Source organism: Methylophaga sp. OBS4 (assembly GCF_026319305.1).
GTDB lineage: Bacteria > Pseudomonadota > Gammaproteobacteria > Nitrosococcales > Methylophagaceae > Methylophaga.
On sequence record NZ_JAPDMV010000021.1, the window covers coordinates 42,513 to 55,309 of the forward strand.

Genomic DNA, 12,797 nt, shown 5'->3' on the forward strand with positions numbered 1-12,797 from the left:
TTCAGTCCTCTCTCAAAGCCCCTACTACTGAGAAAGGTGGTGCAGAAACAGAGTTCCGCTGGCTGGCATCGGTGATCTGTGCCAGCTCTCGTAATACCGCGGTTGCATAACTGCCGGCTGGCAGATAAAACGCCAACTCCAGAGTGGTGTCTGTGAACTGCCATGTTAACTGCTCCGGATACAGGCGTAATGCACGACGTTCCTGTTTCAGACCTGCTTTTTCCAATCCCTGCTGCCAGCTTGACCATGCTTCCAGAACTTGTTGCTCCAGTTTCAGGCTGCTGAGTTTGGTCAGAGCCTCACCCCGTCCCCAGAGGGGGCCTGTCGGATGAATATCAAATGTTTGCAGTCGCTCAACTAAATCTTCGTCCTGTTCATCTGCAACAAAAAAGCTGCTGTGTGTGCCGGCAAGCTGCATCACGTCACCGCTGATAATCTGATTCCAATTGCCTTTTTCAATCCGCTTCGACAGCACCAGATTGAACAACCAGGAACGCGCCGCAGACAGATAGATACTGCGCTGTTGCCTTTTTTTCGGTGCCTTCGCCCCCTGAAACCAGGCATCAGCACGCTCGAGATTGGCATGATTATGACCAAAACGCTGCTCGGCAAAATAATTGGGCACACCTTGTTGTTGAATGCGCTGCAGATTCTGTTGCCATTGCTGCTGCTCACCCTGCAGGTCGGCAAGCGTAATTTTAAAGTGATTTCCTGACAGCACACCGCGTTTAAGTTTTTTATTGTGTCTGGTCAGTTGTTTAATCTGCCAGTTTTCACTATCAAACTGGTACCAGTCCGGTTCTTCCATTCCTTCCATGTTGACAGTGAACCATTGTGTGGTCACGGCATGGCGATCCTTCATGCCGGCAAAACCCACAGCCACTTCGGCCACGTTGGCAAAGCAGGCCAGCTGTTTTGCCAGCCAGTCAGTATTGGTATGTGTTTTCTGGATCCGCAACATCACGTGGCCACCCTGCCCCTCAGGCTCAAATGGCAATTGTTCATCAACCTGAAAATGTTCGGTTTGGTTCCGGATAGAGGCGTTACAGTTTAAAACTGCCGGATTGGCACGCGCCAAAACAGAAAAATCAAATTGACTCAAGTTCAACCAGCCTTTTTCAGCAAAGTGACGGCATGGGCGGCGATACCCTCTTTGCGACCGGCAAAGCCCAGCTTCTCTGTAGTCGTAGCTTTGATATTGATAGCAGATATCTCGATGTTCAAATCCTGAGCCAGCAGCTGACGCATATCCGGGATATAAGGTGCCAGTTTGGGTGCCTGCGCGATAATAGTGGCATCAATGTTGTTGATAACCCAGCCTAGCTGGCTTAAATCTTTCACTACCCGCCGCAGCAGAATACGGCTGTCGATATCCTTGAAAGCCTCATCATCATCCGGAAAGTGATGACCGATATCCCACAAACCAGCAGCACCAAGCAAAGCATCACAAACCGCGTGAATCAGTACATCACCATCAGAATGCGCTTCTAGACCATGGCTGTATGGAATGGTCACACCGCCGATAACCAAAGGATGGTTTGCGATAAAACGATGTACATCATAACCATGGCCGATTCGCATTATTTTTCTCCACGCTGCTGTTGCAGGAATAAATGCGCCAGCGCCAGGTCCTGCGGCACGGTGATTTTAATATTATCACTGTGCCCTTCCACCATCATCGGCTGCCAGCCAGCCAACTCGATTGCCCCGGCTTCGTCAGTCACTGTCTCGCCCTGCTCAGCAGCCATCTGCAAAGCCGTTTTGAGCAGGTTAAGACGAAACATCTGCGGTGTCGCCGCACGCCACAGGCCTTTGCGATCCACCGTTTCTTCAATGGTATTATCAGCAGTGACCCGTTTAACCGTATCAGTCACCGGAATCCCCAGAATACCGCCGACCTCATGCATGCGCAGTGTTGCAAGCATACGATCGATATCAACATGGCGCAGGCAGGGTCTTGCCGCATCATGCACCATCACCCAGGGGTCATCAGCATCATATTGCTGCAAAAGCGCTAAGGCATTCAGCACCGAATCCGCACGTTCCTCGCCGCCTTCAGCGATTAACAAGGGACAATCCAGGGACAAGTTTAACTGTGGCCACCAGGGATCCTGCTCGGCCAAGGCCAACACAATACCTTCAATCTCGGGGTGACTGGCCAGTCTCTCCAGCGTGTGGGCCAAAACGGCTTTATCTTCAAGTTGCAGATATTGTTTTGGCTTGTCTGCCTGCATTCTGCTGCCGATGCCGGCGGCCGGCACCACAGCCCAGACGCGATCAGTTTTGCTCATCACTGTCTTCTATGACATGGAAAAAGGTTTCACCGGGCTTGACCATACCGAGTTCACTGCGGGCACGTTCTTCCAGCGCATCAAGCCCACTTTTCAAATCCTGCACCTCTGCTGTCAGCACTTGATTGCGCTCTTCCAATATCGCATTATCCACGCGCTGTTTTTCAACGGCATGATGAAGTCTCAGCAAAGAAGGCAGGCCGTCATGACTGAACCACAGGCGATACTGCAACAGTATTAACAACACTGTAAGTAAAATCATGACAGGTTTAATCATAACAGCCAGCAGGTCAATTGAGCTTGAAAGCCTCTAAGCCACGGTAACGGGCGGCAGTGCCCAGCTCTGCTTCAATTCGAAGAAGTTGATTATATTTTGCTACGCGATCCGAACGTGACAGCGAGCCGGTTTTAATCTGACCCGCATTGGTAGCCACAGCCAGATCAGCAATAGTGGTATCTTCAGTTTCACCACTGCGATGAGAGATCACCGCAGTATAACCCGCCTGCTTCGCGAGTGTAATCGCATCCAGAGTCTCGGTCAGGGTGCCAATCTGATTGACTTTGATCAGAATCGAATTAGCGACTCCTTGCTCTATGCCTTGCTGCAAAATAGCTTTATTGGTGACAAACAAGTCATCGCCCACCAATTGCACTTTGTCGCCGATCTTATCGGTGAGCAGTTTCCAGCCCGTCCAATCATTCTCATCCATACCATCTTCGATACTGATAATCGGATATTGTTCCACCCAGGCAGCGAGCAAATCGGCAAATTCTGCTGAGCTCAACGAGCGGTTTTCAGAAGCCAGCACATATTGCCCGTCGTGATAAAACTCAGAACTCGCCGCATCAATCGCCAGCATAATGTCCTTGCCTGCCTGATAGCCGGCTTGCTTAATCGCTTCCAGAATCACTTCAATAGCCGCTTCGTTGGACGGCAAATCAGGGGCAAAACCACCTTCGTCCCCCACGGCGGTATTAAGACCGCGCTGGTTCAGCACTTTTTTCAGCGCATGAAACACTTCAGCGCCGTAACGGACGGCTTCAGCAAGACTGCCGGCTCCGACCGGCACAATCATGAATTCCTGCAAATCGACGCTGTTATCGGCATGTGAGCCGCCGTTGATAATATTCATCATCGGTACCGGCATAACAGTGGCAGGTTCGGTAGCAAGAAATTGATACAGCGGCTTACCTGAATCAACTGCGGCCGCGCGGGCAGTCGCTAATGAGACAGCCAGTAATGCATTCGCACCGAGACGGTTTTTATTAGGCGTACCGTCAGTAGCAATAAGCTTGTCGTCCAACAGACGTTGTTGGCCGGCATCCATGCCCATTACGGCATCCCGTAATTCACCGTTGACGGCAGCGACAGCTTTCAGCACACCTTTGCCAAGATAACGGCGGTTATCGCCATCACGCAGTTCGACCGCTTCCCGTTCGCCGGTAGAGGCGCCTGAGGGCACAGCAGCTCGCCCCATGGCGCCGCTTTCAAGAATGACATCGGCTTCTACTGTCGGGTTGCCTCTGGAATCAAGAATTTCCCGTGCACGTACATCAATGATTTTGCTCATTGCTTTGCTCCAGGTTATTTCAGTATAAAAGCCTTTACCGCTAGACTTATCTGCCAGCGAGTAATTCGTCTTCAATATAGTCCTGCTGTTTCACTATACTGTCGATTGCTTTTAATGTTTCCAGTAATGCCGCCATTTTGTGTAATGGCCATGAATTCGGGCCATCACTCAGCGCTTTTTCCGGCTCGGGGTGGGTTTCCATAAATACGCCTGCCACACCGGTAGCCACCGCCGCGCGTGCCAGTACCGGCACAAACTCACGCTGACCACCAGACATGCCGCCCTGGCCACCGGGCTGTTGTACCGAGTGAGTCGCATCAAACACTACTGGACAATCCATGGCACGCATCTGCGGCAGCGCGCGCATGTCCGAGATCAAAGTGTTATAGCCAAAAGAAGTGCCGCGTTCACACAGCATGATCTGTTGATTACCGGTGGATTTGGCTTTTTCGGCCACATGCTGCATATCCCACGGCGCCAGAAACTGGCCTTTCTTGATATTGACCGGCAACCCCTGACTGGCGACATTGATGATGAAATTAGTCTGGCGACACAAAAATGCCGGTGTCTGCAATACATCCACCACGCTGGCGACTTCGGCCAGCGGCGTGTCTTCATGCACATCGGTCAGTACAGGTACACCAAATTCTTTTTTTACCTTTTCCAGAATAGCAAGTCCCGCATCCAGTCCCGGGCCACGATAACTCTTGGTGGAGGTGCGGTTGGCTTTATCAAAAGAAGATTTATAAATAAACGGAATACCTAGTTGATCGGTAATTTCCTTGAGCTGACCGGCGACATCGAGAGTCATCTGTTCACTTTCGATAACGCAGGTGCCGGCGATCAGAAAAAGAGGTTGTTTGCCGCCGACTTCATAACCACATAACTGCATTACTGCTTTCCTCGCTGAACTCTGTTTGTTTTCGCCGCGTTGATGAAACCTTCAAATAAAGGATGGCCGTGGCGGGGGGTTGAGGTGAATTCCGGATGGAACTGACAGGCTACAAACCATTGATGTCCCGGAATTTCGATCATTTCCACCAGACTTTCGTCTTTGGACATGCCTGAGAACACCAGACCGGCCTTTTCCAGTTTTTCTTTGTAATTATTGTTGAATTCGTAACGATGGCGGTGACGTTCCACAATCTCATCGGCGGCATAGGTTTGTTGTGCCAGACTGCCCGGCTTCAGCATACAGGGATAACCGCCCAGTCGCATGGTACCACCCAGATCAGAATCATGATCGCGTTGTTCAACACTACCATCTTCTTTCTGCCATTCAGTGATCAGGCCGATAACCGGATCCGGGGTATTAAGATTGAACTCGGTACTGTAGGCTTGCGGCATTCCTGCTTTGTGGCGGGCATATTCTATAACGGCCACCTGCATACCCAGGCAAATACCCAGGTACGGAATATTATTTTCACGGGCATACTGAGCAGTAAGGATCATGCCTTCAACGCCGCGTTCACCAAAACCGCCCGGCACCAGAATTGCATCCATATCGGCAATGCAATCTGTACCATGCTGTTCTATTTGCTCCGAGTCAACATAGTGCACGTTGACTTTGGTGCGCGTATGGATTCCCGCATGTATCAAGGATTCTGACAGAGATTTATAGGCCTCAGTCAGGTCCATATACTTGCCGACCATCGCAATATCGACTTCGCCCAGCGGATTGCTCAGGTTTTCGTAAACCTGCTGCCACTGGCTCAGATCGGCCGGTTTTGCTTCCAGCCCCAGCTGTTTTACCACAATATCGTCCAGGCCCTGACGGTGCAGTTCCATCGGAATCTTGTAAATACTGTCAACATCAACGGCAGAGATAACCGCCTTTTCAGGCACATTGGTAAACAACGCGATCTTGCGTCTTTCCGACTCAGGTAAAGGACGGTCAATACGGCAAACCAGCACATCCGGTTGAATACCGATGGTGCGCAGCTCTTTTACTGAGTGCTGGGTCGGTTTGGTTTTGATCTCACCGGCTGAGGCAATATATGGCACCAAAGTCAAATGCAGGAACAAAGCGCGATCACGCCCCAGTTCAACCGCCATCTGCCGAATGGTTTCCAGAAATGGCAATGATTCAATATCGCCGACCGTGCCGCCTATTTCAATCAGGGCTACATCGGCATCATCCGCGCCTTCGAAAATACAACGTTTGATTTCATCAGTGATATGCGGAATAACCTGAACAGTATTCCCTAGATATTCACCGCGGCGCTCTTTACGAATCACATTTTCATAAATCTGACCGGTTGTGTGGTTGTTGCGGCTGGTCATATCCGCATCAATGAAGCGTTCGTAGTGGCCCAGATCCAGGTCGGTTTCAGCGCCATCCTCGGTCACAAACACCTCACCATGTTGCAGAGGACTCATCGTGCCGGGGTCGACATTGATGTACGGGTCAAGTTTGACCAGAGTGACTTTTAAACCACGCGCTTCAAGAATAGCTGCCAGTGACGCCGCGGTGATCCCCTTACCTAGAGACGACACAACACCACCGGTGACAAAAATAAATTTAGTCATATATTGGAGAGTTCAATAAAAAACGACGCGGCCAGAATAGCTACGCTCAAAATAGCGTATAAATTATCAGAATTGCCGATATCGCTCAATGAAAATCTGGTTGAACCAGATAAGGTAGCCAGCCTTTTTCACCAATATCGGCCGCGTAGTGTTCTGCATAACCATAGCCGACAACCCCGACCAGTTCATGATCGACGAAAAGCAGCGGAATCTGCTGGCGTTGCCAGGGAGGCACCGACCACTCCTGAAACAATTGTTTGAGTGATTTGTGTTGCGAGTGTCCCTGCAAGCGGATGCGCTCACCACCTTCGCGAAATTTCAACGTCAAACGGCCATTGACGACATTTTCTTTCAGCCCCTGACCTGACATCAATCGCCACTTCAATACACGATTATCAGCCAGCCTGACATCGCCGGTGCCTTGCAGCTTGATTTCATCCAGGTCCAATGCTTCAGTTTGGGCAAACTCGATATGCAGGCTGTCCCGGTAACGTCTGACTTCAGCCCCAGGCCAGGTCACCAGCGGTGTTTTGTCTTCACCCGCCTTGCACACCTCATCAATAATGCGCTGCAATACGGCGGTGGAAGGCAGGCTCAGTCTGTTTTGCTCAATCACGTAGCGCAACAGATTACGCTGCCTGGGTTCCGGCAAACTCATCAAGGCTTTGACAGATAACCTGTCAAAGCCTTCATTACATACCGTTCCAGCGTCCAGTTCAGCCAGTGCCTGCATCAACGCCACTGTCTCGCGGCAATGGGCGGCTGAACGACTCAGAGTTTGCGTTACAGACGGCCAGCGTTTCTCCAGCAAGGGCCAGAGTTCATGGCGCAAATAATTGCGGTTGAGCGTACTGTCGCTGTTGCTGGGGTCCTCGATCCAATCCAGTTGATGCAATTGCGCATAGTCGAGAATGTCAGCTTTGCTGACGGAAAGCAGAGGACGAATAATGGTCAGGCCATCCAGATCCGATTCCGGCCACATTGCCGACAAACCGGTAGGCCCCGCACCTCTCAGTAATTGCAACAGCAGGGTTTCAGCCTGATCCTGTTGATGCTGGGCGGTGAGTAACACTTCACCTTCAGCCAGATCAAAACGAAAAGCGTGATAACGTGACTGGCGGGCGGCGGCTTCCAGGCCCAATTCATTGATATTGTCTACCGTGACTTTGATCGATTCGAAGGCCATCCCCAACGCTTGCGCTTTATCGGCACAATGCCGGGCCCATTTTTCTGAATCGGGATGGAGACCATGATCGATATGAAGAGCACGGAGCTCGGGTAGTTGGGGATGATGAATAGTGGCCAGCAAATGCAGCAAGACATGCGAATCAACGCCACCACTGTAAGCAATACAAGCCGGGCGGCCCGCAACCAGTTTAATCAGGTCAACAATCAGTTGCTGAGGGTTGAACGCCACTTTAGAAAACCGTCCAAAAACAGACTGATCTACTGTGAACAAGGCTTTTTGGCCCAATCTCCCGATAATTTTCTGTTAAAGAGGACCCACTATTCGCCAGAAATAATCGAACAATTGAACTCAACATCTCCAGGGGCTTACCCCTCAAACTCGCCGTAACTGAGCAGACGTTGTTGGCGGCGTTTGACCAGATTGTCACTGGATAGAGATTCCAGTTCCTTGATTTTTGCTTCAATGGCGTTTTTGACACGCGCCGCCGTTTCTTCAACATTGCGATGGGCGCCACCCAGAGGTTCCGGCACAATTTCATCAACCAGTTTCAGTTCTTTCAAACGAGTGGATGTCACCCCCAGAGTGGCGGCGGCATCAGGGGCTTTTTCTGCGCTTTTCCATAAAATGGAGGCACAACCTTCGGGTGAAATAACCGAATAAATGCTGTATTCAAGCATCATCAGATGGTCGGCCACGCCCACGGCCAGGGCGCCACCGGAACCGCCTTCACCAATCACCGTGCTGATAATTGGCGTTTTCAACTGCGCCATTTCAAACAGGTTGCGGGCAATCGCTTCACTCTGCCCGCGTTCTTCTGCGCCGATACCGGGATAAGCACCCGGCGTATCAATAAAGGTAATGACCGGCAAACCGAAACGTTCCGCCATTTTCATAATGCGTAAAGCCTTGCGGTAACCTTCCGGCCGCGGCATGCCGAAGTTTCTGGCGACTTTCTCTTTAGTATCACGTCCTTTCTGATGACCAATCACTGCAACAGGCCGACCATTAAGACGACCCAGCCCGGTAACCAAGGCCGCATCATCACCATAAGTGCGATCACCATGCAGTTCTTCGAAATCTGTAATGATGTGATTAATGTAATCCAGTGTGTAAGGGCGCTGAGGATGACGGGCCATTTGTGTCACCTGCCATGGCGTCAGTGATGCAAAAATGGATTTGGTCAGCGATTCACTCTTTTCCTTTAACTTCTGAATTTCTTCAGTGATATTCAAATCACTGTCGTTACTCATATAGCGCAACTCATCAATTTTTGCTTCCAGTTCAGCGATGGGTTGCTCATAGTCAAGGAAATGTAACTGCATCAGGTTTACCTTAGGTTCAAATTTGTCGAATTATACACGTTGCAGACAGCGGGAACTCAGCTCAGGATCAGTTCATCTTCCGTGTCGCTGTCATCGGCTCCTGCGCCCAGTCGAATAGCCAGGCTTAGGTCGTTACGTGAGTCGGCATTGCGCAGCGCTTCCTGTTCGGTAATTTTGCCGGCTTTGTACAAGCTCATCAGCGCCTGATCGAAGGTGATCGTGCCGATTTCATTACTGTCACGCATCGCTTCTTTGATACCGCTGATATCACCTTTATTGATTAATTCTGCAATGTAGGGCGAGTTCAGCATCACCTCTACGGCCGGCACGCGAACGCCTTCCTGTGTCGGTAACAGACGCTGAGAAATGATGGCTCTGAGATTAAGTGACAGATCCATCAACAATTGCCGATGCAGTGTTTCAGGGAAGAAGTTGATAATGCGGTCCAGAGCCTGATTTGCATTGTTGGAGTGTAATGTCGCCAGACACAAATGCCCTGTTTCAGCATAGTTTATGGCATGTTTCATCGTTTCCATATCACGCACCTCACCGATCAGAATGACGTCCGGGGCTTCCCTTAACGCATTTTTCAGCGCGTTTGCATAGGAGAGTGTATCTATGCCTACTTCACGTTGCTGAACAATAGAGCGTTCGTGATGATGGACAAATTCCAGCGGATCTTCAATGGTCAGGATATGCGAGCTGGAATTACGGTTGCGGTGGCCAATCATCGCCGCCAGTGTTGTAGATTTACCTGAACCTGTCGACCCTACGACCAGGACCAAACCACGTTTTTCCATCACCACATCGCCCAAAATTGTGGGCAGGTTGATGTCGTCAAATGACGGGATTTTGGTTTTGATATAGCGAATAACGATTGAACATTCGCCTCGTTGACGGAAAATATTGACCCGGAAACGCCCGACCCCTTTGAGGGGCACGGCAAAATTCATTTCCAGCGTATTTTCAAATTCTTTGGCCTGTTCTTCATTCATTAAAGAATAGGCCATTTCCTTCACATCACCCGGTGCCAGCCGCTGGGTACCCACTGGTCGAATCACCCCCTCTATCTTGATATGGGGTTCGGTGCCGGTACAGAAGAACATATCCGAGGCTTCTTTATCGGCCATCAGTCTCAAATACGGTGTCATATCCACGCTGGAATCCTCTTGTCCATCAGATCAAAATTATTAGGGTCCGTAAACACTAGTCTAATCGTACACGATACACTTCGGCCAACGAAATTTGTTTCGCCCTGGCACGTACCATTGCATTGTCGGTCAGTGGCACCATACCGGCTTTAACCGCTTCGTCATGAATATCAACTGAAGAGGTCTCAGCATGTATATGTTTCCGAATGGTGTCGCTCACCTGCAATAATTCATACACGGCAATCCGTCCCACAACACCGGTATCATTGCAGTGGTCACAGCCAGTACTGCGATAAAACATTTCCTTGTCAGACACCTCCAATATTTTTCTGATCAAGGGGTCAACCGGTTCCAGTTGCAGACAGTGAGGACAGTTCTCCTTCACCAGCCGTTGTGCCAGCACTCCGAGCAAACTGCCATTAAGCAAATAGGGTTCGATCCCCATTTCCAGCAAACGCGTCACCGCGCCTGCCGCGTCATTGGTATGTAACGTGCTGAGCACAAGGTGACCGGTCAAAGCACTTTCCACTGCAATTTTGCCGGTTTCTTCATCGCGTATTTCCCCGACCAGAATCACATCTGGGTCATGACGCAAAATATTACGTAAAGCTCGCGCAAAGGTGTAACCGGTGGCATGATTGATCTGTATCTGCTGAATGCCATCCATATGGTATTCAACCGGATCTTCAACCGTAAGAATGTTTACATTCTGCTTCTGAACTTCTGCCAACGCAGCATAAAGCGTGGTCGACTTGCCGGAGCCGGTAGGGCCAGTAACCAGGAATATGCCGTTACTTTTGCCCAGCAACTCCCGGAATACATCCTCATCGTGAGAGGTAAAGCCAAGCTCTGAAACGGACTTAAGCCCCACCTGCGAGTTCAGCAGGCGAATCACCACGCTCTCACCCTCAACCGTAGGCATGATGGATATACGTAAATCAACCGGGTTGCTTTTATGTTTGACACAACAGCGGCCATCCTGCGGCACACGCCTTTCGGCAATGTTCATTCCACCAATGATTTTGATACGACTGACCACCGCGGGGAGCAGGGTTTTACTGAAAAAACGGATATTGGTCAGGACACCGTCCATCCGATAAATCAGTTCGACATTTTTATCCCGCGGTTTGATATGAATATCAGAAGCACGGCGCTCTATCGCATCGACAAGAATGTTGCTGACCAGGCGAACGATAGGACGCTCACTACTCAGGCGTTCCAGTTCCTGTGTGCCTTCATGATCGATGTGGCCGTTGTTAAGTGATTCCAGTGCCAGCTCATCATCCTGTGCACCATAGAATTTTCTGACTGCCCATCTGATATCTTCCTCAAGGGAAACCGTGACATCAATAAACAAACCGGTGACAAATTTCAGTGACTGATACAGATCCTGATCCACCGGGCTGGCCACCGCAACCAGCAGATGCGTTTTATTCACCCGTAGCGGAATCACATCATTTTTTCTGGCAAAGTCAGCAGGGATCATACCCAGCACTTTTTCATCAAATTCATAGTTGTGCAGCCGTACAAAAGGCAAGCCGAGTCTGTTTGCCAGGCTGCGCTGGTTGCGTTCTTCTTTTGTGAGGGTTCCCGATTCGTCCGCTTTTTGAATCTTCACGGGAATAGGTTTGGTGACTAGCATGGCTGCATCAAGTGCATCAGATAAGTCGTCAGTCGGCAACGGTGCCGTTACCGTCTGTTTGTCTTCACTTGCGGACATACGGCGCTCCTTATGCTAGGACTTGTATCTCATTGTAACAGCAAGACTTCCCGGAAGTGTGCTCAGTTGATTGAGCAGCGTATCACTGGGCGTCACCTGCCAGTCTTCGCCAAAGTTGATCAACGCTTTGGCATCCCGGTTCTGGTACATTAATTCCAGTGCCATATTGCCTCCACGAAACGGACTTAGCGTTGTTTTAAGCGGCTCTATCCAGTGCTGCCCACCGTCACTGTTTTCGATGTTGATCTGCAGAGCCTGGCCAAAAACTTCGCGGGCACCAGTCATATCATAGACTTTCTCTGCCGTGGCTGCGAGGCCACCAGTAAAGTTATCCTGACCAATTTTTCCTTGTATTACTACTAGTTTATCAGGCTGAATCAACGGCTGGTACTGATCATATACATCGGCAAATATCCGTACTTCCAGACGTCCGCTTTGATCATCCAGGGTAAGGAAAGCCATGCGGCCGCCGTTTTTGGACTTCATGGTGCGAATAGCCACAATCAGGCCGGCAGTTAACACCGGTTTCTCATTACGCTGATAACCTTTGGATTCCGGCGCATCCAGCTCATTTATTTTCTTGGGGACAAAGTTAGCCAGTTCGGCTTCATAGCGATCAATCGGGTGACCACTCAGATATAAACCCAGGGTTTCTTTTTCTGCCAGCAGCAGTTGTTCTTCCGTCCACTCTGCGGCTGGTTCCAGCGGTTCTTCCTGCTCACTGCCATTATCGGGCGCTAGGCCGAACAAATCATTTTGACCACTGTCCTGATCACGGCGATGCTGCTCAGCAATCTGCATGGCCCGGGTCAAACTCGCTTGTAGACTGGCACGGTGGCCACCGAGTGAATCCATAGCACCGGCTTTGACTAATGCTTCCATCACCCTGCGATTAATCTTGCGCATATCCACCCGTCGGCAGAAATCATACAGTGAGGTAAAAGCCTTGCCTTGCTCACGTTCTGCCACAATTCCGGCCAGCGCCGATTCGCCCACCCCTTTAATCGCCCCCAGCCCATAACGG

The 12,797-nt window shown here is 50.3% G+C and carries 12 protein-coding genes; all 12 read right to left on the bottom strand.

Annotated elements, in window-relative coordinates:
• Position 1: 1 nt before the first annotated feature.
• Positions 2–1,102: a tRNA pseudouridine(13) synthase TruD gene (gene truD / locus OMP95_RS08100; RefSeq protein ID WP_266327720.1), complete on the bottom strand. Its 1,101-nt coding sequence runs from the start codon at positions 1,100–1,102 to the stop codon at positions 2–4.
• 2 nt (positions 1,103–1,104) lie between these two features.
• Positions 1,105–1,581 (bottom strand): 2-C-methyl-D-erythritol 2,4-cyclodiphosphate synthase, encoded by a 477-nt coding sequence (gene ispF / locus OMP95_RS08105; protein ID WP_266327722.1) that lies wholly within the window; start codon positions 1,579–1,581, stop codon positions 1,105–1,107.
• Positions 1,581–2,291, bottom strand: coding sequence for a 2-C-methyl-D-erythritol 4-phosphate cytidylyltransferase (gene ispD / locus OMP95_RS08110; RefSeq protein ID WP_266327724.1), 711 nt, complete (start codon positions 2,289–2,291; stop codon positions 1,581–1,583). Before ispD ends, ispF begins: the two co-directional genes overlap by 1 nt.
• Positions 2,278–2,553, bottom strand: a complete 276-nt coding sequence (gene ftsB, locus OMP95_RS08115; protein ID WP_266327726.1) for a cell division protein FtsB — start codon at positions 2,551–2,553, stop codon at positions 2,278–2,280. Before ftsB ends, ispD begins: the two co-directional genes overlap by 14 nt.
• Before the next feature lie 28 nt (positions 2,554–2,581).
• A complete protein-coding gene (gene eno, locus OMP95_RS08120; RefSeq protein ID WP_266327728.1) occupies positions 2,582–3,862 on the bottom strand; it encodes a phosphopyruvate hydratase in 1,281 nt (426 codons plus the stop codon).
• Between the two features lie 46 nt (positions 3,863–3,908).
• A complete protein-coding gene (gene kdsA, locus OMP95_RS08125; protein ID WP_266327730.1) occupies positions 3,909–4,754 on the bottom strand; it encodes a 3-deoxy-8-phosphooctulonate synthase in 846 nt (281 codons plus the stop codon).
• The gene (locus OMP95_RS08130) at positions 4,754–6,391 is read right to left on the bottom strand and encodes a CTP synthase (protein ID WP_266327732.1); all 1,638 of its coding nucleotides are present in this window, start codon (positions 6,389–6,391) and stop codon (positions 4,754–4,756) included. Before OMP95_RS08130 ends, kdsA begins: the two co-directional genes overlap by 1 nt.
• Positions 6,392–6,476: 85 nt before the next feature.
• Positions 6,477–7,808: a tRNA lysidine(34) synthetase TilS gene (gene tilS / locus OMP95_RS08135; protein ID WP_266327734.1), complete on the bottom strand. Its 1,332-nt coding sequence runs from the start codon at positions 7,806–7,808 to the stop codon at positions 6,477–6,479.
• A 137-nt stretch (positions 7,809–7,945) separates the two neighbouring features.
• On the bottom strand, positions 7,946–8,902 hold the full coding sequence (gene accA / locus OMP95_RS08140; protein ID WP_266327736.1) for an acetyl-CoA carboxylase carboxyl transferase subunit alpha: 957 nt from the start codon (positions 8,900–8,902) through the stop codon (positions 7,946–7,948).
• A gap of 56 nt (positions 8,903–8,958) precedes the next feature.
• Positions 8,959–10,059 (bottom strand): PilT/PilU family type 4a pilus ATPase, encoded by a 1,101-nt coding sequence (locus tag OMP95_RS08145; RefSeq protein WP_416234637.1) that lies wholly within the window; start codon positions 10,057–10,059, stop codon positions 8,959–8,961.
• Positions 10,060–10,108: 49 nt separating this feature from the next.
• Positions 10,109–11,773 carry a GspE/PulE family protein gene (locus OMP95_RS08150; RefSeq protein ID WP_266327740.1) on the bottom strand — a complete coding sequence of 555 codons (1,665 nt, stop codon included), beginning with the start codon at positions 11,771–11,773 and terminating at the stop codon, positions 10,109–10,111.
• 15 nt (positions 11,774–11,788) lie between these two features.
• A partial coding sequence (locus tag OMP95_RS08155) for an OB-fold nucleic acid binding domain-containing protein (RefSeq protein ID WP_266327742.1) occupies positions 11,789–12,797 on the bottom strand: 1,009 nt, incomplete at its 5' end.

What these genes read in the sequence shown, in the direction of transcription:
- ispF (WP_266327722.1), bottom strand. Translation starts at nt 1,581, where the DNA reads ATGCGAATCGGCCATGGTTATGATGTACATCGTTTTATCGCAAACCAT.
- ispD (WP_266327724.1), bottom strand. Translation starts at nt 2,291, where the DNA reads ATGAGCAAAACTGATCGCGTCTGGGCTGTGGTGCCGGCCGCCGGCATC.
- ftsB (WP_266327726.1), bottom strand. Translation starts at nt 2,553, where the DNA reads ATGATTTTACTTACAGTGTTGTTAATACTGTTGCAGTATCGCCTGTGG.
- eno (WP_266327728.1), bottom strand. Translation starts at nt 3,862, where the DNA reads ATGAGCAAAATCATTGATGTACGTGCACGGGAAATTCTTGATTCCAGA.
- kdsA (WP_266327730.1), bottom strand. Translation starts at nt 4,754, where the DNA reads ATGCAGTTATGTGGTTATGAAGTCGGCGGCAAACAACCTCTTTTTCTG.
- OMP95_RS08130 (WP_266327732.1), bottom strand. Translation starts at nt 6,391, where the DNA reads ATGACTAAATTTATTTTTGTCACCGGTGGTGTTGTGTCGTCTCTAGGT.
- accA (WP_266327736.1), bottom strand. Translation starts at nt 8,902, where the DNA reads ATGCAGTTACATTTCCTTGACTATGAGCAACCCATCGCTGAACTGGAA.
- OMP95_RS08150 (WP_266327740.1), bottom strand. Translation starts at nt 11,773, where the DNA reads ATGTCCGCAAGTGAAGACAAACAGACGGTAACGGCACCGTTGCCGACT.